Source organism: Nesterenkonia sp. Act20, assembly GCF_019173455.1.
GTDB lineage: Bacteria > Actinomycetota > Actinomycetes > Actinomycetales > Micrococcaceae > Nesterenkonia.
The window spans coordinates 32,217-57,275 of record NZ_JADPQH010000002.1 but is presented as its reverse complement, the minus strand read 5'-3'; the positions used below and the strand labels follow the sequence as shown (position 1 = coordinate 57,275).

Below are 25,059 nucleotides of genomic sequence, written 5' to 3'. Positions count from 1 at the left end.
CCGCGGCGGAGCTCCGGCTCAGGCACTGGCGGCTCAGGCCCCGGCGGCTGAGATACTGGCGGCTGAGACCCTGACTGAGCCGAGCCCGACCTTGAGGTCTGGCCTCCTCACCCCTGTTCTGCTCAGCCCTGCCCTCCCGGCGTGGTCCCCGGGTCCGGTGTCTGGTCCTCCCCGTCCAGCAGGGCGGCGCTCCAGCTGCCGTAGGTGTTGCGCAGGCTGGGTCCGGAAGGCAGATCGCTGCGACCCTGCTCCATGCTGCGCTTCCGCCAGGCGAGGTAGTTCTGATAACTCGTGCTGCTGTCCGCGCGTGCTGCGGCGAGCGTGAAATCGTGGACCGCGGCGCGGTACTGCTCCGTGGTGAACCGCGCTGCGCCGAAACCCGAGGCCCGCGTCCTTGTAGAGGCGGCCATCCCGACCCGGCCCAGCGCGCTGTTCCACGAACCCCCGGCGCGTTTCAGAATCGTCGTGGAGCCCACCGGCCACACATTGCGCCCCGCGTCGGCCCCGGCAAGGAACTCGCGGCGCAGCGTGTCGTATCGTTGCGCTGAGATCGTCAACGACGCATCAGCGCCGACTGCTTCGTAGCCCGCACGCACAGCTTGCACGACTCGGGCCATACGGTCTTCGGCACCCTGGTCCTTCAGCACCGCCGCGATGGTCTCCCACATCTCGGTGGGAAGCTCAGGGGCCTCGCTGCTCGGGGTCCTGCCCGAGCCCACGGCGTAGAGCAGGCTCGCTGTGATGGCGTTCTCGGTGGCGGCTGGTGCAGCCATGATCTTCACTCTCCGGTCGGGGGCAGGTCGACAATGTCGCAGTGACGGGTCAGGGGGTGAGCGAGTCGGCCAGCGCGGACTCCACCGCAGAGTCGTCCCCGCTGACCTGGAGGCCCCGGAGACTTCGGCGGCCCCACAGCAGCAGCGCCAGCTCTTGTGCCGGCCCCGTGACGAGGGCGGACTCCGCGGTGCCCGTTTGACCGAGGATGGCCCAGCGCCGGTCGGTGTCCCCGGCGTGGAGCGCAAACCCCTGCGTGGGCGGCTCAGCGCGGCCCAAGCGAAGCTGCCTGGGATGCATCACCTGGACCACCTCGTCCACACAGTCGGCCCAGGTCTCGGTCGACACCGTCGGCAGCTGCATCCCCACGGCCTGGCCCAGGTCCCACAGATGGATGAGCGTCTCGTGGGCCTGGCGTCGATGCCAGAACGACGCCGGCCCCTCACCTTCAAAGGTTCGACACCTGTGTTCGGCAGGCACCTCCTCGAACGCAGACCGAAGCGTCTCGGCGCAGGCGGCGTAGCGCCAGACAAGTGCTTCGGACTCGGTGAGGTCTGCGGGCGTGATGGGAGGAGTCTGCTTCTCGCCGCGCACCCGGCCGGCCGCCCAGAGGTGCACCGAACCCAGATGCTCGGCCAGCTCGCGGACGCGCCAATCTCCGCATCCCGGCACGGGTGCGGAGGGGTCAGCAGCGCTGAGCTGCTGCTCGAAGGCGTCCTGCAGCGCGCTGAGCCGAGCGCGGTGGTCGGGCTCCTCGATATCGTCCATGCGCGGAGTCTATAGGCTGTCCGGATGGTCGAATTGGATGCGTTGAACTGGGTGCTGCTGGGGCTGGGAGCCTTGGTGGTGGGTCTGTCCAAAACGGCGCTGCCCGGGGGCGGCACCCTCGCCGTCGTCCTCTTCGCCATGGCCCTGCCGGCACGGGAGTCCACTGCCGCGCTGCTGGTGCTGTTGCTGGTCGGGGATCTGTTCGCCGTCTGGATGTATCGGCGCACCGTGGACTGGGCGATTCTGCGTCGGCTGATCTGGCCGGTGCTCGTAGGCGTAGCCGTCGGCACCGTCTTCCTCGGGCTGGCCTCGGACGGGGCGGTGCGGCGCGTGATCGGCGCGATTCTTCTGGGGCTGCTGCTGCTCACGCTGCTGCGCCGCCGCGGACGGTCGGCGAAGCCTGGGCGGATCGCCGGTTATGGCTACGGCTGGCTCGGCGGGTTCACCACGATGGTGGCCAACGCCGGAGGCCCGGTGATGAGCATCTACATGTTGGCCATGCGCCTGGAGGTGAAGACCTTCCTCGGCACGGCCGCCTACTTCTTCTTCGTGGTGAACCTGGTCAAGGTGCCCTTCCAGATCGGCCTCGGTCTGCTGGATCTGGCGACGCTGAGCATCGTGGGGGTGCTGGTGCCCGTGGTGGTGATCGCGGCCTTCATCGGGCGGTGGGTGGCCGACCGGATCTCGCAGACGCTCTTCGAACGTCTGGTCCTGGTGCTGACCGGGGTCGGCGCAGTGAACCTGCTGCTCTAGCGCGAGCTCTGCCTTCGAGGACGGTTCAGCTCATACGGCCCCGGCACTCCGAGCCGGGTGGGCGCATAGGATCGGGGCATGACGTCACTTGTCGGCACCAGCATCTTCGAACTCTGCCTGGGTGGAAACACCTTCGGCTGGACCAGCGACCGGGACGCCTCCTTCCAGGTGCTCGACTCCTTCACCGCCGCGGGCGGGAACTTCATCGACACCGCTGACAGCTATTCGGCCTGGGTCGAAGGCAACGGCGGGGGAGAGTCCGAGACCATCATCGGAGAGTGGCTCGCGGCCCGGGGTGGGCGCGACGACGTCGTTCTGGCCACCAAGGTCAGTCAGCATCCGGAGTTCACGGGGCTGGCGGCGTCGAACGTGTTGGCCGCCGCGGAAGCCTCGCTGCGCCGCCTGGGAACCGACTACATCGACCTGTACTACGCGCACTTCGACGACGAGGACACCCCGCTCGAGGAGACCGTCGGCGCCTTCGAGGAGCTCATCACGGCCGGTACGATCCGCGCCGTCGGAGTCTCCAACTACAGCGCCGCACGCGTCCGCGAGTGGTTCGAGATCGCCCGGCGGGAAGGCTTCACGCTGCCCGTGGCGCTGCAGCCGCACTACAACCTGGTGCACCGCAGCGACTACGAGTCCGAACTGGCCGCGGTGGCCCGCGCGGAGGATCTGGCCGTGGTGCCGTACTTCTCTCTGGCGGCCGGGTTCTTGACCGGGAAGTACCGTACCCGGGAGGACTTGGAGGGTGCTGCCCGGGCAGGTATGGCGGGCAAGTACGTCTCGGGCGAGGGCCTCGCGGTGCTGGAGACGCTCGAGGAGATCGCCATCCGGAGGCAGATCGAGATCCCCAGTGTGGCACTGGCCTGGCTGCGCTCTCGTGACCGGGTGGCCGCGCCGATCGCCAGCGCGCGCACGCCCGAGCAGCTCCCGGCCCTGCTGGCCGGCGCCCAGCTTGAGCTCTCCACGGAGGATGCGGAGCAGCTCACCGCGGTCTCCTCAGCGTTCTAGTCCTCTCCGGCGTTCACCGGAGTCTTTTCGCTGAGCTCGTGCGTCGAATACAGGGCGGCGGCGACGACGTCATGGGTGTCCCTGGCATCGAAGTAAGCCTCTCGCTGGTGCTGCGCGCCGGTGCCGGTGCGCAGGATCTCGGCGACCACACCGCTGACCTGCTCGGTCTCTCCGTACTCGGTGAGCACCGGTCTCAGCACGTCCAGCAGCTCTGCGACCACCTCTGCGGCTGGCGCGGGGACTCCGGTGTGGGGGTTCACCAGTGCACTCTCCAGACCGCATCGGCTGGCCCGCCAGGTCCAGGCGCGCAGCACGGCGGTGTCCGCCAGCAGCGGTGGCACCTCGGCCCTCCATTGGCGTGCGGCGGTCTCCACCAGCGCGCGGATCAGCGTGGCGAGCACCGCTGCGTGGGTCGCGTAGAGGCAGACGTCGGTGACGCGGATCTCCACCGTGGAATGGCGATCACAGAGTCTGGCATCGGAATAGAGCATCCCCTCATCCAGCGGGACTCCGGAGCGAAGCAGGGACTCACGCTGTCGGTCATAGGCATCGACGGTGCTGAAGAGGTCGGGTGGGCCGGTGTTGGGCCACCTGCTCCAGAGTTGGTTGCGGTAGCTGTGGAAGGCGGTGTCGCTGCCGTTCCAGAAGGGGGAGTTGCTGCTGAGCGCCAGCAGCGTGGGCAGCCACGCCCGGATGCGGTCCACCACCGCGACGGCCTCGGCCCGTGATTCCACATACACATGGACATGCATCCCACCGGTGAGCTGATGGACAGCGGTGATGCCCGCCCAGTCGGCGATTCGCTGGTACCGAGGGTTCGGGACGAGGTGAGGTGTCACCGGCCCTGGTGTCGTAGCGAGCGCCACTGCGCGCGCTCCGAAGACCGATGCCGCGTCATCCGCCCAGGCCCGGCCGGTCCGGAGACATTCGAGCTGGTCGCCCAGCGTGCGTTGCGGCGGGTAGATGACCTCGAGCTGTTCCTGCTGGAACTCGGCCGCCATCTCATGGCCCGTCTCGGGACGGAGGCTGTGCCGCTCCGCGACCTGCCACCCCACCGGCACAGGTTCCAGCTCCGCCGCATCCACCAGCAACAGTTCTTCTTCAACGCCAAACGTCCGCACGGGCTGGTCCTTCACCCTTGAAGTGGTTCGATGCGGCTGACTGTACTCCCGATCCTGCGTCGGAAGAAGGGTCAGCCCCTGAAGCTGTCGGGGTGCCCGCCGCGGCGTCCGTCCTCGCCCTTGTCGAGGCTGGCGATACCCGTCATGTCCTGGGGGCTGAGCTCGAAGCTGTAGATGTCGCGGTTGCTCGCGATCCGCTCCGGGGTGTTGCTCTTCGGGATCGCGACCACGCCGCGCTGCAGGTGCCAGCGCAGCATCACCTGCGCCGGGGTGACGCCCAGGCGATCAGCGATCTCCGCCAGGATCGGCTCCCCGAACTGATCCGTGCGCGCCAGCGGGCTCCAGGCCTGGACAGCGATCCCGTGGTCTTGGCAGTACTCGCGAACCTCGTCATTGGGGAAGTAGGGGTGCATCTCGATCTGATTGACCGCCGGCGCGACCCCGGTGGCATCGATCAGGCGCTGAAGGTGGTCAGGCTGGAAGTTCGAGACGCCGACGGCGCGGGCGCGCCCGGATTCGGCCAGTTCCATCATGGCCTTCCAGGTGTCCACGTAGTCGACCTCCAACATCGGCATCGGCCAGTGGATCAGGAAGAGATCCACGTAATCCATGTCGAGGCGTTCCAGCGAGGCCGCGAAGGTCTCGTGCACGGCAGACGGGTCATGATGGCCGTTGTTCAGCTTGGTGGTCACGAAGACCTCCTCGCGGGGCACCTCGGAGATCCTGACCGCTTCTCCGACCTCCGCCTCATTGCCATACATCTGTGCCGTGTCCAACAGCCGGTACCCGGCCTTCAGTGCGTTCACCACGGCCTCGGTGCTGGTCTTTCCGGTGCCGAAACCGATCTCGGGCATCTGAGTTCCTGAGTTGAGCTGGATCATGCCGCGATCCTACGCGGATTCCTGCGTCCTGCCAGGTCCCGAGGATCCCCATCGATGGTCTCCTGAGCTCAACAACAGCAGCACCAGCACGGCTGCAGAGGTCACCACGACCACTGATCCCGCGAGGCCCGGTGGTGAAGGCTCTGACTGTCCTGGCAGGCCGACTACGGCCACCAGCAGGTGGCCCAGCAGCGCAGCGACTGCAAGGGCGGCGCTGATCAAGCGCGACTCGATGCAGTTGCGCCACCAGAGACGTGCTGCGGCAAGGATCCCGAGCAGGGCCGCGGAGCCGGAGAGCAGAGCGATGTACACAGCGCCCTCCAGGTGTGTCCAGGACTCGAATGCGTGGGCCACCGCGAGCAGCGCGGTCGCTGTCGCGGCTGCCCTGACGCGGCGAGATCTGCACGCGGCCATCAGAACCGATTCCGGACGGTGATCGGTGTCGTGGAGACGGGGGTCCCAGACGCGCTGCTCGCCGATCCGGAGGGTGTCCAGGTCATGTTCGAGTAACCACCGGTGCCCCAGGAGCCCCAGGACCCGGTATTCGTGACCAGCACGTCTCCGCCTTGGATCTGCCGGCCCACCGACACGTTGATCAGCGTGCGGTCTCTCCCGTTGTACGAGGAGATGGACGGCGTCATGGTGGCCTCGAAGACGGCGGTCCGGCGCCAATCGATGTAGTCCCGGTTGAGGTCCACCACGCCGAGGTTCACCGGACGGCCGTCCCACTGGACGACGTCGATGGTGTCGCGTGAGCTGTTGTCCTGCAATGGGAGCAGCACGCGGCGTGGACCGTCGGAGAGTCCCGGGCTGATGGAGTCCAGGTCGACCCGGTTGCTGTAGACGTAGTTGATGAAGTCGCCGGAATCCACCTTGCCGGGGGTGCGGCCGTTGTGCACCGCAATAGCTTCGGCTGCGATCGAGATGTTGCTGACCCGGACTCCGGTGATCAGCTCCGAGACGGTCTCCTTGCCGGTGCCGTCGGTGAGCACGGCGCGCAGCGAATAGGAGCCGTTGGGCTGTGCATTGGAATCACCGCTGCAGGAGTACGGCGAAGTGGTCGCGGCGCACACTGTGGTCCACGTGTCCGACCCGCTGGGGGCGAACTGGATCTTGACCGAGCGCACGCCCGCGGTGGAGCTCGCTGCTGCGCTCAAGGTGACCTGGCCGGTGAGCGGAGATCCTGGATTCTTCATCGAGACCTTCGAGACGGTGTTCTGGATCATTCGATCACTCACCGTTGCCGAAGTGGTCGTGTTTCCTGCCTGATCAGTGGCCACCGAACGGAAGCTGTAGCTGCCATCGGTCAGTCGCGTGGTGTCGTAGTCACAGGAGTACGGAGCCTCCGCGTCGGTGCAGAGCTCCGACCAGGTGCCGCTGCCGGCGGAGGAGAACTGCATCGTCACCTCGGCGAGTCCTGAGCCACCATCTGCCGCGGTGCTGGTGAAAGTCTGCTTTCCACGCAGCGTCGAGCCTGGATCGGTCATCGTCACGCTGGGTGCGGTGTTGTCCACACGAATCTTGTGCAAGACCTCGGAGTGCGTGGTGGTGTGTCCGGCGGTGGCGCTGGCCCGGATGTCGTACTCTCCGTCAGGCATGGCCGAAGTGTTTCCGCTGCAGGTGAATGGCGAGGTGAGCTCGGCGCAGGCCGTGGTCCACTGTTCGGTCCCCGCGGGGGTGAACTGAACGCTCACTCGGTAGGGCGTGGAACCGGCGTTGTGCAACATGGTGTTCAGCGTGGCCGCCCCGCGGATCATCGTGCCAGGGTCAGCGAGCACCACTGTGAGTTCATTCGCGACAGCGGTGGTGACCGTCTCTGACGTTGCGGTGTTTCCGAAGGCGTCGGTGGCCAGCGCGCGCAGACTGTGCGCGCCGTCGTCGCTGTCCTGGGTGTTCCAGTCACAGGAAAAGGGAGCCGAGGTGTCCGTGCACAATTCGGTCCAACCGGTGGCCTCGGAGCCGCGGTGCTGGATGCTCACGTGGCGAAGCTCGGAATCGGCGTCGGAGGCTTCTGCGGAGACGGTCACCGACTCTCGGACTGAAGAGCCGAGATCAGTCACCGTGACCTCGGGTGGAGTCCAATCGGCTGCTGCCTGAATGGTGCTCTCGCCGGTGCTGGAGGAAGAGGTGAATGCGGCGGTGGAGAAGGCCACAGGCATCTGCGTCAGCAGGGTCGCTGCAAGGGCCACGAGGACCAGCAGTACACGTTGCAGCATATTTCTCCCAGATGTTCCGGCGGCGACAATCATCGGTCTTTGTCCAGACTAGGCAGGAGCGGGTTACAGGAGCTCTACATCGGTCGGCTGCAGTTCAACAGTTGGGCAACAAAAAGGACCCCCTCGTGGGAGTGCCACACTCAGGGTGGGCGCATCCACGAAGGGGTCCTCGGGGGTGGAGTGCCGTGATCGGACGGTGCAAGTGCCCGATCGTGCACGGGCCAGAGTCAGCAGTGCACGGGGGACACGGATCGGGAGGTTCGTGAGTTGGACTCGGGCTCTCGCAGGGCACGGATCAGGTCGATGAGGCTCAGCAGGCCGATCATGGCGGCAGGTATGCCGATGATCAGCATCCTTGCCTCACGGTCAGCCAGCGCAATGAACACCCAGCCGATCCCGGGAACTGTGGCCTCCACACGGGCCTGCGTAGGTTCTTCCAGCTGGAAGATCCACGGGTCGACAGAGTCGTTCGCGTCTCCCTGAGTCTGGAACACGGGCTGACCCTGGGCGGTATCAATGTCCACGATCCGATGGGTGACGAGTTCCGAGATGCCCGATTCCGGGGGCGGGAGGTAGGTGATGATGTCTCCCACCTCGAGTTCCTCCACGGGCACCGACTCTGCGAACGCCAGCGAGCCGCGCTCGAAGGTCCCTGACATGGACGCCCCGGTGATGACGTAGCGCTCGTATCCCGCGAGTCCAGGCAGCAGAAAGATCCCAGCCAGCACGACGGTGGCGATCGCGGTGAGATTCACCAGCATGCCGGTGGCTTTGGAATCACGCAGTCTGCGGATCATCGGGGGCTCCCTTCAGGAGTGGTTGGCCTGCAAGGATCACTGGTCGTACGTGGTGGCCTCCGCCTGCACGGCATCCCATGTGTAGGATCCGCCAGCGGTCTTGCCCTGCTCTTCATTGCCGGCACTCTGATCGAGCGTGACGCTGAAGGTGAAGTCACGGCTCTCACCGGCTTCCCAGTCACCCAGGTCCAAGGGCTCGCCATCGGTGAGGGCGCCGAAGGTTCCGCTGTACAGAGTCTCGTCGCTGCCGTCGGTGATGCTCAGCTGCAGGTTGGCCGGATCAGCGAAGCCGTTGGTGGCATCCTCGGTGAGTTTGAAGGAGGCAGGGAGGGAGCCGGAGTTGGTGATCTCCACGCCGCCGGTCACTGTGTCCCCGGGCTTGAGGTCGTCCATGTTGAAGATGGCGGAGTTGGCCTTGGAGTTGCTCTGGGTCAGCGTGCCGGTGGTATACGCGTTCCCCTCATTGACCGAGCTGGAGACGAAGTCAGCACCCGAGCCCACTACGAGGGCCGCTGCGCCGAGAAGACCGGCGAGCGGAAGCAGCATCCGGCGGCGCCGTGACGGCGCATTCGTTGCGAGGGGAGCGGCTTCGGCGTCGGTGGCGAGGGGAGTGGTGCCGGCAGTGTTGTTCATGGGGATTCTCCTGAGTTTCGGGGCTTGTGCTGATGCCCTCAACGCTACGGAGGCCAGTCCCACAGCCGCCCCACAGGTGTATTTCAAATTTGCCACAATTGAGCCACAGGGACCCTGGTAGTGTCCGTAGTGTGGGGCACACGCTATTGCTGGTCGAGGACGATGACGGCATCGCCCTGCCCCTGACCCGCGCTCTGGAGCGTGAGGGATACATCGTGAAGCGGGAAGCCGCAGGTGAACCAGCCGTGCGCAGAGCCGGCGTGGAGCTTCCGGACCTGATCATCCTGGACCTCGGGCTGCCAGATATGGATGGGCTTGAGGTGTGCAGGCAAGCTCGGGACAACGGATTCGCTGGAGCCGTGCTCATTCTGACGGCCCGAGGCTCCGAGATCGACCGGGTGGTCGGCCTCGACGTGGGCGCCGACGACTACATGGCCAAGCCGTTCGGCCTCGCCGAGCTGCTGGCCCGAGTCCGTGCGTTGCTGCGCCGGAGCGTTCCCGCGCTCGCGGTCCCGCGTACGGTCGAATTCGCAGCAACAGCTGCCCCGGGGCGCCATTCTGACGGCGCCGCGCCTGGCCTGCAGCGCCGCGGGGTCACAGCCCCCACACCGGAGCGCGGCGGACACGTGGTGGTGGACACTGAGGCACGGCAGGCATTCGTGCGCGGCGTGGAACTGCCGCTGACGGCCAAGGAATTCGACGTTCTGGCGCTCGTGGAGGCCGACCGCGGGACCGTGGTGACGCGGGAGCAGATCATGGACCAGGTGTGGGACCAGAACTGGTTCGGTTCCACCAAGACACTTGATGTCACGATGGCACGGCTGCGGCACAAGCTGGATGCGGCTGAGTGCTCCACTCGTATCGTGACGGTCCGCGGTGTGGGATTCCGGCTGGAGGACGTCACACAGGGTGCGTGAACGGCTGCTGATCGCCTTCGGCACTCTGATCCTCGTCATCATCGCGATCTACGGGATTCCCCGCGCCTATGTCCTCGCCGACGAGGTCCGCGCGGCCGAGACCAGCCGGATCGAGCGTTCCGCAGATCTGCTGGCGGAGCTGCTCCCTGAGCGTGCGCGTCATGAAGCGGTGGACCAGGAGTATCTGACTGGGCTCCTCGCCGAGGCCGAGCACCTCGAGTACCTCGATCCCAGCGGTGAAGTGGTTGCGACCGCAGGTGATCCCCTGCTGGGCGATGGCACCGACATCACCGTTGTCCGGGACCTGCCAGCCGGTGGTCAGGTGACCGTGAGTCGCTCGGGGGCCTTCATCCAGGAGCGGATCGTCGATTCCGTGACACCGGTGGTGGTCATCGGCGTGCTGCTCTCGCTCAGTGCCGGATTCGTCTGCCTGATCATGGCACGCAGACTCTCGCGTCCCTTCCGGGAGCTCGCCGGGACTGCCCGCGAACTGGGTGCTGGGCGATTCGACATCGCGGAGACGCAGTACCGGCTGCCTGAGGCCCAGGCCATTGCGACCGCGTTGAGCAGCAGTGCGAGCCAGCTCGAAGAGCTGTTGGACCGTGAGCGACAGTTCGCGGCCAATGCCTCACATCAGCTGCGAACCCCGATCACTGCACTGAGGCTCGAGTTGGAGGACCTCACCTACTGGCCGGAAACCGCTCCGGAGGTCGCCCAGGGGCTCCATCACGCGCTCGGTGAGCTGGACCGGTTGAGCGCCGCGGTGACCGAGCTGCTGGATCTGGCGCGAGGCCGGCGCCTGGGTGAGCCTGTCGGCGTGAACCTCGCCGAGCTTCTCGAAGCCGCGGCCACACGCTGGGCCCGCCATGCCGAGGACCTGGGACGCAGCATCGAGGTCCGCGTCCCAGCGGACCTCGTCGGTGTGGTGAGGGAAGGGCCGGTGGGACAGATCCTGGATGTGCTGATAGAGAACGCGCTGTCCCACGGACGCGGAGACGTCACTCTGCGCGCCGCAGACGCCGCATCGCATCTGCGGATCGAGGTTCAGGACCAGGGCGCGCGTCCGCAGCGCGCGGATCTCTTCGAGCGCAGGGTCAGCCACGGCGGGGGAGAGGGGATCGGTCTCGCAGTGGCTGCAGAGCTCGCCACTGCCGCAGGGGGCAGCCTGAGACTCGACGCCGACCCCCGGACCAGTTTCGTGCTGCTCCTGAGCCAGCAGCCGGAAGGAGACCCTGCCGCAGCAGGGATCCCGGCTCGCGCGGAATAGATGACGCTCCTCAGGAGGTTGCCAGGGGTATGCGTGCAATGACTTACTCAGAATACGGCGAACCCCATACCCTCGAACTCAGCGAGCTGGACCTGCCCAAGGTGGCTCCGGGGGCCGTGCTGATCAAGATCCAGCGCGCCTCCGTGAACCCGGTGGATTGGAAGGTCATGTCCGGTGGCCTCGATGCGCTCATGGACGTGGTCTTCCCCGCCATCCCCGGTTGGGACGTCTCCGGTGTGATCGAGCAGCTCGGTCCTGATGTGCCTGAGTTCTCCGTGGGTGACCGCGTGGCCTCCTACGCCCGCAAAGACTTCATCCACGGCGGCACCTACGCCGAGTACGTCGCCGTCCCGGCAGACTCGGTGGCCAAGATTCCCGACGGTGTGGACTTCGATTCTGCCGCCGGCCTGCCGCTGACCGGACTGACCGCCCAGCGGGCGCTGGAGACCCTGGAGGTCACTTCCTCCGACACGCTGCTGATCCATGCTGCCTCCGGCGGCGTGGGCCACCTCGCGGCCCAGCTGGCCGTGGAGCGCGGGGCCACGGTCCTGGGCACCGCGTCAGAGAAGAACCACGCGAAGCTCCGTGAACTGGGCGTGACGCCGCTGACCTACGGCGAGGGACTCGCCGATCGGGTCCACGAGGCCGCTCCTGACGGAGTCACCGCTGTGGCCGACTTCGTCGGCGGCGTCCTGGAGGACACGCTGGCAGTGCTGGCCGACGGCGGCCGACACGTCTCGATCGCTGACCCCTCCGTCATGGAACACGGCGGCCGGTGGCTCTGGGTCCGCCCCGACGGACCACGGCTGCGCACGCTGTTGGAAAAGGTCGCGGCGGACACGCTCCGGGTCGATGTGGACCGGGTGTTCCCACTCGAGGAGTCCGCCTCGGCGATGGAGGCCAACCAGTCGGGATCCAACGGCAAGATCCTCATCGACACCACCCGCTGAGCATGACGATCCGGTCGGCCACCTTGTGTGAGCTACCGCTGGCATGCCACTAGGACTAGCCTGACCACGTGAGGTCTCATCCCAGGGGGAGAGGACCAACCGGTTCTTCTGTGAGGCCATTTATGGTCGCCAACCACAGAGAAGAGTTGCGATGAACGACATCCACATCCCAGGAGCCCCACAGGCCGAACCGCCAGCTGCAGAGCAGCCGGTGGAGTCCCGGGTACCACTGCCTCCGAAGCAGGACCAGCGCGCCGCTGCGCCGGTCAGCCCGACCGGCGCCGAGGTGCCCGGCAGCGACAAGGCCCGCGCCCAGCAGGGCGAGTACCTGACCACCGCCCAGGGTGCCCGGGTCCGCGACACTGACCACTCGCTCAAGGCCGGCAGCCGAGGGCCGGTCCTGCTGCAGGACCACCACCTGCGCGAGAAGATCATGCATTTCGACCATGAGCGCATCCCGGAGCGCGTGGTCCATGCCCGCGGTGCCGCTGCGCACGGGATCTTCGAGTCCTACGGCACTGCAGGCCACCTGACTCAGGCCAAGTTCCTGGCAGAGAAGACCACCACCGAGGTGTTCACCCGGTTCTCCACGGTGCTGGGCAGTCGCGGCTCCGCCGACACGGTCCGTGACACCCGTGGCTTCTCCACCAAGTTCTACACAGAAGAGGGCAACTACGACCTCGTCGGCAACAACATCCCGGTGTTCTTCATCCAGGACGCGATCAAGTTCCCAGACATCATCCACGCCGGCAAGCCGCATCCGGACCGGGAGATCCCGCAGGCCCAGAGCGCCCACGACACCTTCTGGGACTTCGTCTCGCTGCACACCGAAGCCCAGCACCACACCATCTGGAACATGTCAGACCGCGGCATCCCGCGCTCGCTGCGCATGATGGAAGGCTTCGGGGTGCACACCTTCCGGCTGATCAACGCCGCGGGTGAGTCCTCGCTGGTGAAGTTCCATTGGAAGCCGAAGCTCGGCGTGCACTCCATCACCTGGGAAGAGGCGCTGATGACCAATGGCGTGGACCCGGACTTCCACCGCCGGGACCTCGCTGACGCCATCGAGGCCGGAGCATTCCCTGAATGGGAGCTCGGCGTCCAGGTCTTCCCGGACAGTGAAGACCAGATGTTCCACGGCATCGACCTGCTCGACCCCACCAAGTTCGTGCCCGAGGAGCTCGCCGAGGTGCAGATGCTCGGCAAGATGACCTTGAACGCCAATCCGCAGAACTACTTCGCGGAGACCGAGCAGGTGGCGTTCCACCCCGGCCACCTGGTTCCCGGCATCGAGGTCACCAACGATCCGCTGCTTCAAGGCCGGCTCTTCTCGTACCTGGACACGCAGATCACCCGCCTGGGCGGCCCGAACTTCGCGCAGATCCCGATCAACCGACCGCGTGCAGCGGTCAACGACATGCTCCGCGACGGCTACCATCAGACCGCAGATCATGCCGGTGTCGCGCCGTACCACCCGAACTCCTTCGACGGGGGCAACCCCTACCCGGTCAAGGACATTGAGGAGTCTGCCAGTGCGCCCAGCGCGCTCATCGATTTCCCGGAGCCGGTCTCCGCGAGCGTGAAGATCCGCAAGAGCCCGCAGAGCTTCGATGACCACTACACCCAGGTCACGATGTTCTACCGCAGCCTCTCGCGCACCGAGCAGCTGCATGTGATCCAGGCGTACACCTTTGAGCTGGGCAAGTGCTACGAGCCGGTGATCAAGGAGCGTCAGCTGCAGCAGCTCACGCATATCGATGCAGACCTCGCGGCGGGCGTGGCCGAGGGTCTCGGCCTTCCCGTGCCGGAGCCGCTGCAGGCCCCGGTGGAGCCCGAGGTGCTCAGCCCCACGCTTTCTCAACTGGGTCAGATTTGGCCCATCGAGGGTCGGCTGGTCGGCGTCGTCGTCGATGAGTCCACCCACGTGAGTGCCGTCCAGAAGGTCCGCAAGGCCATCGACGCACAGGACATGGTGCCGCTGGTGGTCGCCCCCACCGGAGCGCCGCTCTCCGACGGCACGCCGCCGCAGCGAACCTACCTGACCGCCCGCTCGATCGAGTTCGACGCGATCGTGTTCCTGACCGCCACGGCGGCGGGAGCCGCAGGGGACTCGCCCGACGGCGATCACAAGCTCGGCGATCCGACCGGGGATCCGCAGGTCGACCCCCGGCTGACCCTGATGGCCGCTGAGGCCTACCGGCACGGCAAGGCAGTGGTCTTCCCCGACGGTTCGCCGTTGCTCAGCGCCAGCGGTGTGTCGACCAGCGCGCCGGGAGTGCTGGTGGGCACCCCGGAGCAGCTGACGGAGGAGCTGTTCACGCTCATGGGGGCCCACCGTGCCTGGGAGCGCTTCGCCGCCTGATATCAGCTGCCTGATCTGCGCTGGTTGATCCGCGCTGATCGATGCGCGTGGCCATGGCAACGCCCGGTCCAGGCGGCGGCGCAGTATCCTGCTCAGATGAGAACCCTCGAGCTGCCTGCCGCCGAACTGACCGCCTCCCAGCTGGTGCTGGGGCTCATGCGGATCAACGACAAGACTGATGCCAAGATCCGCGAGCTCTACACCCGGGCCCGCGAGGCAGGCGTGGACCTGCTCGATCATGCCGACATCTACGGGGACGGCCCGCATCACTGCGAGCGCCGGTTCGCTGAGGCCGTGCAGCTCACCAGTGCCGAGCGGGAGCAGGTGTTGATCCAGTCCAAGGTCGGCATCATCAAGGACGGCCCGAGCTACGACTTCTCCTACGAGCACATCATGACCGAGGTGGAGGGATCACTGCGCGCGCTGCAGACCGATTACCTCGATATTCTGCTGCTGCACCGGCCTGACCCGTTGGTCGAGCCCGAGGAGGTGGCCCGCGCGTTCGAGCAGCTGCACGCCGCTGGCAAGGTGCGGCACTTCGGTGTCTCGAACCATACGGTGGGGCAGATCGAGCTGCTCCGCACCGCCGTGCAGCAGCCTCTGGTGGTGAACCAGCTGCAGCTCTCCGTGGTCCATGCCCCGATTCTCACCGAGGGGATGCAGGCCAACACGTTGGCCCAGACAGAACAGAGCACCCCCGCTGGGTCCGACATCGTCGAGTTCTGCCGTCGTAACGGCATCACCCTCCAGGCCTGGTCTCCGTATCAGTCACCGCACGGGGTCTTCCTCGACAACCCGGCCTACCCTGAGCTCAATGCGGTGCTTGGCCGGCTGGCGGAGAAGTACTCCGTGACTCCCATGGGCATCGCGACCGCCTGGCTGACCCGTCACCCGGCCGGCATCCAGGTGGTCCTCGGCACGACGCAGGGAAGCAGGGTCGAAGAGGCCGCAGCCGGGGCCGAGCTCAGACTGACTCGTGCAGAGTGGTACGAACTCATCCGCGCGGCCGGGCACAACCTGCCCTGACCCGGTCTGCTCAGGCGCGGTAGCGCTCCGGGCGATGGTTCAATGCCAAGACGAGGTTCAGCAGCACTGCGCCCAGAGCGGAGTACAGCACGTTCAGCGGGGACACCACCGCGAGGGCGAGGAGGATGACCGCGACGTCGAGGCCCATCTGCACATATCCGGCACGCAGCCCAAGGCGTTCCTGCGCCACCAGAGCCACGATGTTGAACCCACCCAGACTGGCGCCGTGGCGGAAGACCGCCAGCAGCCCCATGCCGACCAGGATGTTCCCCGCTGGGACGCCGTAGAGCGGGTTGAGCTCAGGCAGCGAGAGCATGGGGCCGTGCAGCAGCGCATAGCCGGAGACGATCGCCACCGCCGCCACGGTATTCAGCGTGAAGGTCCAGCCCTTCTTCCAGATCGCCAGGGCGAAGAACGGCAGGTTCACCAAAAGGAAGAGCCCGGAGAAGTTCAATGGGGTGGCGTAGGTCAGCAGCAGCGCGAGTCCCGCGGTGCCTCCGGTGACGGCCTCGGACTGTTGGAGCACGTAGAGGCCCAGTGAGGCGAGAAACGTGCCGATCAGCACCCCGAAGACATCCTCCGCCGGAGAATGCGGAATGGTGGTGTCCTCGGGCCATGGGGGGATGTTCTCGGATCCGGACATGAGCGACAGCCTATAGCTGCGCCAGCCCGCGGCTTTCCTGTCCACCGTAAGAAGTGACCACTCTCACGCCACAGGTGAGGCCCTTGTGTCGCCGTCGCGTCCCAGCGCACCACCGGACCCTGCGTGTCAGCCCACTGGACCGGACTGGACTGGACTGGACTGGACCGACAGTGCCGACATCCTGGACGCACCGACACCTCTCCGGCGTAAGCTGAAGCTCCCAGACTTCGAATCGAGGACAGTGTCATGGCCCCAACGACTCCCGCGCATGCGGCTCAGTTCGGCGAGAACGGCGCCGAAGATCTCGCCTATGACCCCGAGCACTGCGGACGTGTGGTCTGCGCCCGGGATGTCATCAGGGCGATCCCCACGGTGGTCTTCGAGTTCCTCGCTGATCCTGCCCTGCAGGTCGAGTTCGACGGCAACGACAATCTCTCTGCCGCAGAGCACGGACAGCGCGTCCATGGCGTCGGAGACATCTTCACCATGGCCCTGACCAACGGCAAGGTTCGGGAGAACCATGTCGTGGAGTTCCTCGAGGGAGAGCTGATCGCGTGGAAGCCCTCGACTATGGGCGAGCCTCCCGCAGGACACCTATGGCGCTGGGCCCTGGCCGCGACCGAGGACGGGGCCACCGAGGTCACCCACACCTATGACTGGTCCCAGCTCCATGACCAAGAACGTATGGCGCGTGCGAAGTCCACCACCTCCGCCATGCTGGCCCGGTCCGTCGCGCGCCTGAAGGCTGTGGTGGAGGCCTCGGCCTAAGCTTGTGCTCCATGGAGAGCCAGACCATCACACAGTTCACCAAGACCGTCGTCGCGGCCGCGCTGCTGCGCCGTCGCCCGGGATCTCAGGTCGAGCTCTTCATCGCCCGCCGCACCTCCCCAGAGTCTGTGGCGGGAATGTGGGAGTTTCCCGGCGGCAAGCTGGAACCGGGGGAGACCCTGCATGAGGGGCTGCACCGTGAGCTCCTCGAAGAGCTGGGGGTGACGGTGGCGGTCCATGCGGAGGTCAGCGCTGCCGGTCATCCGAATTTCCATCCGGAGGCCGGGTGGCGACTGAAGGAGACGACGGCGATGCGCCTGTTCCGCGGTGAAGTGCTCGAGGGTGAGCCGTTCCCGCTGCAGGACCATGATCGCGTGGACTGGGTGCCGGTGACGGACGGTCTCCTGAACTACCCCTGGATCCCCGCCGATCGACCCATCGTGGAGCAGATTCTCCGGGACAAGACCGTCTATGAGACTGACTGAGCTTCGAGAACAGGGGAGATGCGCGCAGAAGCAGTGAGGAGGGCCTCTGCGCGCATCGCGCTTCCCATCGCGCAAGGCTATTAGAACACCTATTCTACGCCCCTGCAAGTGTCCAGACTCGTTGATCGAATCTATGTTCTACTGCTGGATCCTGTGAGAAAACTGTCAGAACGCAGGTTCGATGGGCTCGTGCTTCGCCGCCCGCCGCGAGAGACGCTCGGCTCTGGCACGCCGCGCCTGATGCAGCCGGGGCAGCGCCCGCAGCGTGAGGATCACAGCCCCTGGGAGGGTCGAGGCCAGCGCCAGCAACCCGTAGCTGACCGAGGCCGTGACGCCGAGATGCGGAGCGAGACCCGCGAGGGAGAAGGCCCAGGCGGCCGCGGCCTCGCGAGGCCCCCAGCCGCCGAAACCCAGAGGCACTGACATGCCCGCGATGGCGATGGCTGCCAGTCCCGGAGCCCAGGCCAGCGGAACGCTGGGTGAGACGGCAGCGATCGTGAGCGTGAACAGCGTCGCGAAGGCGGCCCAGCCCACCGCAGAGAGCAGCACGACCCGGGTGAGTTCTCCACGGGAGAGCGGCCTCAGCCAACGCCAGGCGATGGCGACGGCGAGCGCCGCGATACCGAGGGCGGCGACGCCGAAGAGCGGAGCCGTGGCCAGCAGAGCAAGCCCGGCGGCGCCGAAGGCCACCGCGGTGCCGGTGAGTCGCTCGGCGGCCATCGAGGCGAAGGCCTGGCCCAGGGCGCTGCGGCCAGCCGCGACATCTGCGTCGCTGCTGTCATCGGCGGCGCGCAGCGCGTCTCCGGCGAGTCCGCCCGGCAGCACTCCGTTGAGGAAGGCCGCCTGCCAACAGCGTGCCACTGCGGGGCCGAGATTCACGGCGATGTCGTGGTGCCCGGCGATGACTCGCCAGCGCAGGGCCTGGCTCAGCACCCCGAGGCCGCCCAGGAGGGCGGCCGCGGGGAAACTCCACCAGGGAAGCATCCGGAATGCGTCGATGAACGGTGTGATGCCCCAGGCGCTGGCGAGGACCGCGAAGATCCCGACGGTCACCGCTACCTGCAGCACAGCGAAGAAGGCCACGCGGCCTCGGGGTGTGCGGGCGGCGGCGGGGCTGCTCACGGTGTCATCCGATCGGTGCGGCGGGGCTCGGCTCAGCCGTCGGGGCAGGTTCACCTGAGGGGGCAGGCAGGGCAAGCAGATCGATATGTCCCACGCTGACCTCGAGCTCACCGCGGCTGAGCTGCTGCTGGCGCGTGTTCAGCCAGGTGGCGGCGATGTCGGAGAGGGTGGGGTCACTCTCGACCGCCACATCAGCGCGATCGCTGAGATAGCGGGTGATGAGCGCGGCGTCGTCGTCGCCCAGGGTCCAGTCGGTGGGGCTGAGGTGCACCTCGGTTCGGCGTTGGCGCAGCAGGTCGGCCAGGATGCCCACAGCATCGGGGCCGAGGAGGTGATCGCGGCGCTGGTGGGCGTCGAAGGCAGCAGTGATGGTGGCATCATGCTCGTGAGCGGGGTGGATCTCCACCGCCCCGGTGACGCTGAGGCTCAACAGGGCGGTCACGCGAGCCCCGGCTTGCGGCCCGGCGATCACATCCGCGAGCACCTCCGCCTCGGCCAGCGTGAGCAGGTCCAGCAGCGCCGAACAGGTCACCAGCCGGACCTCTGGGCCCTCGGTCAGGCCGGGAAGATCCTCGAGGGTGCCGAGCACGCGGGTGGTCTGCTCCACCTCGGAGCCCGCGGGTGCCTGGGAGGCCACCTCGAGCAGATCGGCATCGTGGTCCAACAGAGTCCAGCGCTGGGGAACGGCGAGACGCGGTGCCAGCCAGGCCTGGTTCGATCCGGTGCCGGCGCCCACATCGATCACGCTGACGGCGTCCTCGTTGTGCTCGGCGAGGAGGTCGCGGAGCCGCTGGGTGAGTTCCTCGAGCAGTCCAGAGGCTTTTTCGCGTGCCAGATGGTCTGCGCGCCGGCGCTGTTCCAGCCAGTCGGCGGGGACCGGTCGTGTCACCAATGGATCGCCGTCCTGAGATCCTGCGCTGCGTCTGACCATGCTCGCATTCTAGCCCGGTGTGCCTCTGCGGCGGACTTCCAGCGGTGCCGCAGGGCGTCATCTTCGAGCCAGTGGCGCAGGGTCCGTGCCCAGGTCGCGGCGTCGCCGGGGTCTAGGGCAGTCCCTGGTGACTCCAGTTCGGCGCGGCCGCCGGTGCCCGGCCCGCGCAGGGCCTCCTCGGCTCCCGTGCCTGCGCCGACCATCGCAGGAATGCCGTGAGCGAGCGCCTCGGTCACCACCATCCCGTAGGTCTCGGCGACGGAGGGCAGGATCAGCAGATCGGTGCTGCGCCACAGCGTATTCAGCTCCTTGCCCGCTATAGCACCCGGGAATGAGACGCGCCCTGCGGGCAGCTCGGTGGAGGCGCGACGCAACCGCTCGGCATAGCCTGGGTCCTGTCCGTCCGGACCGGCGAATACGGCGTCCCACGCGAGATCCTGCAGTGAGGTCAGCGCCTGCAGGAGCAGCAGGGCGTTCTTCCGCGGGGTGAGCGCGCCGAGCATGAACAGGCGCGGAGGTGTGCTGCCTGCCGTCAGGTCTGCCGTGTCGACTCCCGGCTCCGCCACGGCGACCCCGCCGAGCTGATACCGGGCTTCCAGGTCCTCCCGGGCCCAGGCGCTGGTGGCGACGACGGCGTGCGCGGTCTCCAGGGCGGCGCGTTCACTGGCCGCGAGCCGTGCACGCTGGGCAGGGCTGAGCCCGGACTCCGCGGGGAGCGGCAGATGCACCAGCACCGCTATCTCCGTGCCATCCGCGGCCGCCCGGGCGAGCTCGGTCGGCGCCGCCGAGGCGATGATGCCGTCGATGAGGACCCGCGGGTGTTGCCGCAGCGTCTCGCGCAGCTCCAAGCGGTCCTCTCGGCTGGGATGTGGCCAGCTGCCGGGAACTGCCGCTTCGGTGACGTCGAGTCCCTCGGAGCGCCACGCGGCGAGGACCCGCGTGTTGTAGGTGGTGCCGCCGCTGGGGCCGGGCAGATCGCGGGGAACAAGCATCGCCCGTGGGCTCTGCTGGCTGGCCGGTGCGGGGTGTGGCACCGGCCCCGTCACAGGCCCCGACCTCGGCCCCGGCATCGGGTCTGCGCTCACAGGGGACGCCAGAGGCTCGGTGCTGTCGGCACGTTCGACCAGACGGCCTCGCCGCCGGAGTGCCCCAGCAGCACGGTGAACACGCACGCGATGATCCCGCTGCCCAGCGCGAGCAGACCCAGGGTGGTGGTCGCGGCGCGGAGGCGGGGCTGTGAGCGGTGGCGAGGGCGGCGCAGCGTCAGCCACAGGACATACCAGAGCGCCGTCAGCGTGCCGAAGGTGATGGTCACCCCAAGCGCCGGGTCGGCCCAGCGCAGGTGCTCATGCGGGACTCCTACCAGTCCCGCCAGCTCGGTTCCGGAGCGGTGCGCCAGCACGAAGGCTCCGATCCCCAGCAGCGCGAGCACCGCGGCGAGGGCGCCGATCTGATCGCGCAGCCTCGGGATGAAGAACGCCAGTCCCAGCAGGACGGTCGCCAGCGGGACGAGCACCACCGCGAGATGCACGATCAACGGGTGCAGGGACAGGTCCATGGGGCTCAGCTCTCCATTCGTTCCAGAGTCAGGGCGTCGCGGCCGAAAGAAGCGATCAGCAGAATCAGTGCGATCGCGAGGATCACCGCGGAGATCATTGCCGGCACCACCGGCAGCAGCGCCAGGAAGAGGGCCACCGCCTGGGTCGCGGCCACGCTGCGGCGGAAGAAGCTGTAGTTCATCTCGCCGCGCAGCGCAGGGCGCACCCAGCCGGCCGCCACGAAGAGGTAGCGCATCAGCCCGATCCCCGCTGCCCACCAGCCCACGGTCGCCGCCGCGATCACCGAGACTATGAGCAGCGCCGCGGCGTCGGCTTCCATGTCGAGGCGAGCCCCAGCAGTGCTGGAGCTGCGCGTGTACCGGGCCACCGCGCCGTCGACGGCGTCGAGCACCAGCGCGAGTCCGATCACCACGGCGAGGATCCAGCTCCTGGGGTCCAGCGCCCCAGCATGAATGAGCACGGCAGTCGCTGCCAGCACACCGGTCAGCGCGACCCGAAAGAGGGTGACCCGATCGGCTGTGGTCACCCGAAGAGGTCGGCGACGCAGCAGCGAGACTCCCGCGACCGTGGGCGCCAGCATCGCGGCGGCGATCACCACGACGGCCACCAGTGCATTCGGGGCAGCCGTCACGGCCAGGACGAGGGCAATCACGCCGGGAATCAGCAGCAGCACGACGACGTCGCGCCAGACCTGGCCCGTGGAGGCGGCGGGACGACGAGCAGACTCATGCATGGCAGTCAATCTAACCGTGCTCCCGTGGATCGCGTGGATGTGTCTGTGCGCGAGACCGGGGCGCATAGCTGGTCCTCGATCCTACCGTTCGTCATCCCGGCAACGACGTTGCGAGCGAGGTGGCGACATATACAGGTCGCGCTGATGAGCGACGCTGTCGGGATTCTCGGCTTCCTGTAATCATGGAAAGACCTCAAGGGCCCGTCCTCCGGTGCCCGCCTCGCCGATGAACCCACGTGTCGGGGTTTGGACAGAAGCATCGAAAGGACGACAGCGACTTGTCATTCACCTTCACCGCCGAAGCACCCGCAGCTGCCGCCGAGTTGGGCACCGACCCGCACTGGTGGCGTCAGGCCGCCGTCTATCAGATCTATCCCCGCTCCTTCGCCGACGCCGACGCCAATGGCATCGGTGACCTGCGCGGGATCACCGCACGGGTGCAGTACCTGAAGGACCTGGGGATCGACGCCGTGTGGCTCAGCCCGTTCTATCCCTCGGCGCTCGCCGATGGCGGTTACGACGTGGACGACTACCGCGACGTCGATCCCAAGATCGGCACCCTGGAGGATTTCGACGCCATGATCGCCGCGCTGCACCGTGCGGGGATCCGACTGATCGTCGACATCGTGCCCAACCACACTTCCGACCGGCACGAGTGGTTCCTCGAGGCCCTCGCCTCGCCCAAAGGGTCCGCCGCTCGGGATCGCTACATCTTCCGCGATGGTCTCGGACCCGGGGGAGACCAACCCCCTTCAGACTGGACCTCGATCTTCGGCGGTCCTGCCTGGACCAGGATCACCGAGCCCGATGGGAGCCCGGGCCAGTGGTTCCTGCACAGCTTCGCCAAGGAGCAGCCCGACCTGAACTGGCACAACCGTGAGGTGCATGAGGACTTCCTGCACACGCTGCGCTTCTGGTCCGACCGTGGAGTCGACGGGTTCCGGGTCGACGTCGCCCATGGGCTGTCCAAAGACCTGCCGGCGAATCTGCCGAGCCAGGCCGAGCTGGACTCCACGCCGAAGGACGGGGCCCACCCGATCTGGGACCGGGATGAGGTTCACGAGATCTACCGAGAATGGCGCGCGGTGTTCAACGAATACGATCCGCCCAGGATCGGCGTCGCCGAAGCCTGGGTGGACTCGGCCCGGCGGCCGAAGTACGCCTCCGCAGAGGGGCTGGGCCAGGCCTTCAACTTCGACCTCCTCGAGGCCAGCTTCGACGCCACGCAGTTCCGCGAGACGGTGACCTTCAACCTCGAGCTCGCGGCGCAGTCCGGGTCCTCCAGCACCTGGGTGCTCTCCAACCATGATGTGGTCCGTCACGCCACCCGCTACGGGCTCCCGCCCAAGGCAGAGGGCGAGGACAAGGCCGGAACGCACTGGCTCCTCAGCGGGGGCAGCTCCCCCGAGCTTAAGGCTGAGGAAGGGCTGCGCCGGGCTCGCGCTGCGACCCTCTTCGAGCTGGCACTGCCCGGCAGCGCCTACCTGTACCAGGGTGAGGAGCTGGGACTCCACGAGGTCGCCGAGATCCCCGACGCCGACCGCCAGGATCCGACGTTCTTCCGCAGCCCCGGGTTCAGCGTCGGCCGCGACGGCTGCCGCGTCCCGCTGCCCTGGTCCAGCACCGGCACCGCGTTCGGCTTCGGAGACGGGCCAGCCCACCTTCCGCAGCCGCAATGGTTCGCGGACTACAGCGTCGAGGCCCAGGACACGGCTGAGGATTCCACGCTGAATCTCTACCGCCGGGCGCTTCAGCTGCGCCGTCAGCTGCAGGGAGATGACACGCTGGAATGGCTCGAGCTGCCCGCTGCAGGAAGTGATCTGCTGGCCTTCCGTCGCCCCGGAGGCTGGGTCTGTGTGACGAACTTCGGCCAGTCGGCCGTGGCGCTTCCCGCCGGGAAGGTGCTCGTCAGCTCACAGCCGTTGGTCACCGAACCCTCGAGCACCGCCGAGCTTCCCGGGGAGACCACGGTCTGGCTGCGTCAGCACTGACTTCATGGGGTGAACACGTTCGCGAGGGCGCATCTGACTGCTCCGTCGCATCCCTATGGCATGTCTCATCGTTCTTTCCGCGCAAAGCGGTGGGACATGGCACGGGGATGCGACAAACGTGTCGGCGGTGCGCAGCGGGAGGCCGGCCTACTCCGTCGCGTGCACCGCACCAATGGAGGGGACCAGCGTGAATGCCGGTAGCGTGGGCTCCCATGAAGACCACTGCTGCCGCCGCCCAGAAGCTGAGCCCGGGGCTCACATTCAGCGCCCTGGCTCTCGCCCTGACCCTGACGGCCTGCGGAGCCGAGACTGCCGACGACGACGCCGCCGACGCGGGCGAGTCCGCCCGTCCATCGGTTGCCGATGCCTCCGCGGGGACCACTGCCGAAGATTCCGCCAGTCCGGAACAGGAGGCCGAAGAGTCCCAGGGAGAACCCGACGACGACGCAGCGCAGGAGTCTGAGGGGGGCCCTGACGAGGAACAAGACCAGGAGCAAGAGGCCGAGGCCGAGCCGACAGAGCTTCCCGGCGGTGGGGACACCCTCTTTCCGGACCGGCGCTTCGTCGCCGCCTACGGCTCGCCGGGGATCCCCGGACTGGGAGTCCTGGGTGAAGCTGAGGCGGAAGACACCGCAGAGCGGGTCAAGTTCTATGCCGAGCAGTACCAGAAGCACTCGGAGGAGCCGGTGCAGCCAGCCTTCGAGATCATCACCTCCGTCGCGACGGGCGAGCCCGGGGCCGACGGCGACTACTCCAATGCCCTGGATCCCGAGGTTATCGAACCCTGGGTGGAGCTCGCCGCGGAGGAGGACATCTACGTGGTGCTCGATCTGCAGCCCGGACTCTCCACCTTCCTGGACCAGGCCAAGCTCTACGAGGAGCTGCTGGCGCAGCCGCACGTCGGGCTCGCGCTGGACTCTGAGTGGCGGCTGCGCGAGGGCCAGCGGCACATGCAGCAGATCGGCTCCGTCACCGCCGAGGAGATCAACGAGGTCTCCGACTGGCTGGCGCAGCTGACCGCGGACGAAGAGCTGCCGCAGAAGATGCTGATGCTGCACCAGTTCAAACACACGATGATCCAGAACCGCGAGGCGGTCGACACCTCCCATGAGGAGCTGGCGATCGTGCTGCACGCGGACGGGCACGGCACCCCAGATCTGAAGCTGGGCACCTATGACACCTTGCAGGACGGGCTCAGCGAGGACATCTGGCTCGGCTGGAAGAACTTCTATGACGAGGATTCCCCGACCTTCACCTCGGAGCAGACCTACGACGTCGACCCGAAACCGTGGTTCGTCTCCTATCAGTGACCCGCATAAACTAACCGAGATTGTTCAAACCCTTCTGACAC

25 protein-coding genes are annotated in these 25,059 nt (G+C 67.1%); 11 read left to right on the top strand and 14 right to left on the bottom strand.

What is annotated here, in order from left to right; translation table 11 throughout:
* Positions 1 to 122: 122 nt before the first annotated feature.
* Both IY716_RS09905 and IY716_RS09900 read right to left on the bottom strand, forming a co-directional pair.
* Positions 123 to 773 carry a hypothetical protein gene (locus IY716_RS09905; protein ID WP_218221559.1) on the bottom strand — a complete coding sequence of 217 codons (651 nt, stop codon included), beginning with the start codon at positions 771 to 773 and terminating at the stop codon, positions 123 to 125.
* 49 nt (positions 774 to 822) lie between these two features.
* Entirely contained in the window at positions 823 to 1,539 is a 717-nt protein-coding gene (locus IY716_RS09900) for a maleylpyruvate isomerase family mycothiol-dependent enzyme (RefSeq protein ID WP_218221558.1), read from the bottom strand.
* Positions 1,540 to 1,563: 24 nt separating this feature from the next.
* Between IY716_RS09900 and IY716_RS09895 the strand changes: the two genes are divergently transcribed.
* Both IY716_RS09895 and IY716_RS09890 read left to right on the top strand, forming a co-directional pair.
* Entirely contained in the window at positions 1,564 to 2,292 is a 729-nt protein-coding gene (locus tag IY716_RS09895) for a sulfite exporter TauE/SafE family protein (protein ID WP_218221557.1), read from the top strand.
* A gap of 78 nt (positions 2,293 to 2,370) precedes the next feature.
* On the top strand, positions 2,371 to 3,306 hold the full coding sequence (locus IY716_RS09890; protein WP_218221556.1) for an aldo/keto reductase: 936 nt from the start codon (positions 2,371 to 2,373) through the stop codon (positions 3,304 to 3,306).
* On the opposite strand, the gene IY716_RS09885 is transcribed toward IY716_RS09890, so the two are convergent.
* From IY716_RS09885 to IY716_RS09860, 6 genes are all read right to left on the bottom strand, one after another.
* Positions 3,303 to 4,427, bottom strand: coding sequence for a glutamate--cysteine ligase (locus IY716_RS09885; protein ID WP_218221555.1), 1,125 nt, complete (start codon positions 4,425 to 4,427; stop codon positions 3,303 to 3,305). The two genes, IY716_RS09890 and IY716_RS09885, sit on opposite strands and share 4 nt — an antisense overlap.
* Positions 4,428 to 4,498: 71 nt before the next feature.
* On the bottom strand, positions 4,499 to 5,308 hold the full coding sequence (locus tag IY716_RS09880) for an aldo/keto reductase (protein ID WP_218221554.1): 810 nt from the start codon (positions 5,306 to 5,308) through the stop codon (positions 4,499 to 4,501).
* A 9-nt stretch (positions 5,309 to 5,317) separates the two neighbouring features.
* Complete coding sequence (locus IY716_RS09875) at positions 5,318 to 5,722, bottom strand: hypothetical protein (protein ID WP_218221553.1); 405 nt, start codon at positions 5,720 to 5,722, stop codon at positions 5,318 to 5,320.
* On the bottom strand, positions 5,722 to 7,524 hold the full coding sequence (locus IY716_RS09870; RefSeq protein ID WP_218221552.1) for an Ig-like domain-containing protein: 1,803 nt from the start codon (positions 7,522 to 7,524) through the stop codon (positions 5,722 to 5,724). Before IY716_RS09870 ends, IY716_RS09875 begins: the two co-directional genes overlap by 1 nt.
* A gap of 227 nt (positions 7,525 to 7,751) precedes the next feature.
* Entirely contained in the window at positions 7,752 to 8,321 is a 570-nt protein-coding gene (locus IY716_RS09865; RefSeq protein ID WP_218221551.1) for a signal peptidase I, read from the bottom strand.
* Positions 8,322 to 8,357: 36 nt separating this feature from the next.
* Positions 8,358 to 8,954: a M73 family metallopeptidase gene (locus tag IY716_RS09860; RefSeq protein WP_218221550.1), complete on the bottom strand. Its 597-nt coding sequence runs from the start codon at positions 8,952 to 8,954 to the stop codon at positions 8,358 to 8,360.
* A 131-nt stretch (positions 8,955 to 9,085) separates the two neighbouring features.
* Between IY716_RS09860 and IY716_RS09855 the strand changes: the two genes are divergently transcribed.
* The 5 genes from IY716_RS09855 to IY716_RS09835 all read left to right on the top strand — a co-directional run bounded on the left by IY716_RS09855 (position 9,086) and on the right by IY716_RS09835 (position 15,476).
* A complete protein-coding gene (locus IY716_RS09855) occupies positions 9,086 to 9,871 on the top strand; it encodes a response regulator transcription factor (protein ID WP_369699678.1) in 786 nt (261 codons plus the stop codon).
* Complete coding sequence (locus tag IY716_RS09850; RefSeq protein WP_218221548.1) at positions 9,864 to 11,138, top strand: HAMP domain-containing sensor histidine kinase; 1,275 nt, start codon at positions 9,864 to 9,866, stop codon at positions 11,136 to 11,138. The genes IY716_RS09855 and IY716_RS09850 overlap by 8 nt, the downstream gene beginning before the upstream one ends.
* Before the next feature lie 38 nt (positions 11,139 to 11,176).
* Positions 11,177 to 12,088, top strand: coding sequence for an NADP-dependent oxidoreductase (locus IY716_RS09845; RefSeq protein ID WP_369699677.1), 912 nt, complete (start codon positions 11,177 to 11,179; stop codon positions 12,086 to 12,088).
* Positions 12,089 to 12,239: 151 nt separating this feature from the next.
* Complete coding sequence (locus IY716_RS09840) at positions 12,240 to 14,450, top strand: catalase (protein WP_218221546.1); 2,211 nt, start codon at positions 12,240 to 12,242, stop codon at positions 14,448 to 14,450.
* A gap of 96 nt (positions 14,451 to 14,546) precedes the next feature.
* Positions 14,547 to 15,476, top strand: coding sequence for an aldo/keto reductase family oxidoreductase (locus IY716_RS09835; RefSeq protein WP_218221545.1), 930 nt, complete (start codon positions 14,547 to 14,549; stop codon positions 15,474 to 15,476).
* Between the two features lie 10 nt (positions 15,477 to 15,486).
* On the opposite strand, the gene IY716_RS09830 is transcribed toward IY716_RS09835, so the two are convergent.
* The gene (locus IY716_RS09830) at positions 15,487 to 16,119 is read right to left on the bottom strand and encodes a YitT family protein (RefSeq protein ID WP_218221544.1); all 633 of its coding nucleotides are present in this window, start codon (positions 16,117 to 16,119) and stop codon (positions 15,487 to 15,489) included.
* 246 nt (positions 16,120 to 16,365) lie between these two features.
* Between IY716_RS09830 and IY716_RS09825 the strand changes: the two genes are divergently transcribed.
* On the top strand, positions 16,366 to 16,887 hold the full coding sequence (locus IY716_RS09825) for a polyketide cyclase (RefSeq protein WP_255316731.1): 522 nt from the start codon (positions 16,366 to 16,368) through the stop codon (positions 16,885 to 16,887).
* Positions 16,888 to 16,898: 11 nt separating this feature from the next.
* Entirely contained in the window at positions 16,899 to 17,372 is a 474-nt protein-coding gene (locus tag IY716_RS09820; protein WP_218221543.1) for a (deoxy)nucleoside triphosphate pyrophosphohydrolase, read from the top strand.
* Positions 17,373 to 17,537: 165 nt separating this feature from the next.
* Here IY716_RS09820 and IY716_RS09815 read toward each other — a convergent pair whose 3' ends face one another.
* From IY716_RS09815 to IY716_RS09795, 5 genes are all read right to left on the bottom strand, one after another.
* Positions 17,538 to 18,494 (bottom strand): lysylphosphatidylglycerol synthase transmembrane domain-containing protein, encoded by a 957-nt coding sequence (locus IY716_RS09815; protein WP_218221542.1) that lies wholly within the window; start codon positions 18,492 to 18,494, stop codon positions 17,538 to 17,540.
* A gap of 4 nt (positions 18,495 to 18,498) precedes the next feature.
* On the bottom strand, positions 18,499 to 19,425 hold the full coding sequence (locus IY716_RS09810; RefSeq protein WP_218221541.1) for a methyltransferase domain-containing protein: 927 nt from the start codon (positions 19,423 to 19,425) through the stop codon (positions 18,499 to 18,501).
* Positions 19,380 to 20,417, bottom strand: a complete 1,038-nt coding sequence (locus IY716_RS09805) for a glycosyltransferase family 4 protein (protein WP_218221540.1) — start codon at positions 20,415 to 20,417, stop codon at positions 19,380 to 19,382. Before IY716_RS09805 ends, IY716_RS09810 begins: the two co-directional genes overlap by 46 nt.
* Before the next feature lie 89 nt (positions 20,418 to 20,506).
* The gene (locus IY716_RS09800) at positions 20,507 to 20,983 is read right to left on the bottom strand and encodes a DUF2231 domain-containing protein (protein ID WP_218221539.1); all 477 of its coding nucleotides are present in this window, start codon (positions 20,981 to 20,983) and stop codon (positions 20,507 to 20,509) included.
* 5 nt (positions 20,984 to 20,988) lie between these two features.
* Positions 20,989 to 21,717 carry a CDP-alcohol phosphatidyltransferase family protein gene (locus tag IY716_RS09795; protein ID WP_218221538.1) on the bottom strand — a complete coding sequence of 243 codons (729 nt, stop codon included), beginning with the start codon at positions 21,715 to 21,717 and terminating at the stop codon, positions 20,989 to 20,991.
* A gap of 278 nt (positions 21,718 to 21,995) precedes the next feature.
* On the opposite strand from IY716_RS09795, the gene IY716_RS09790 reads away from it, so the two are divergent.
* The gene (locus IY716_RS09790) at positions 21,996 to 23,708 is read left to right on the top strand and encodes a glycoside hydrolase family 13 protein (protein WP_255316729.1); all 1,713 of its coding nucleotides are present in this window, start codon (positions 21,996 to 21,998) and stop codon (positions 23,706 to 23,708) included.
* A gap of 212 nt (positions 23,709 to 23,920) precedes the next feature.
* Positions 23,921 to 25,018, top strand: a complete 1,098-nt coding sequence (locus IY716_RS09785) for a hypothetical protein (RefSeq protein WP_255316728.1) — start codon at positions 23,921 to 23,923, stop codon at positions 25,016 to 25,018.
* Positions 25,019 to 25,059 lie beyond the last annotated feature (41 nt).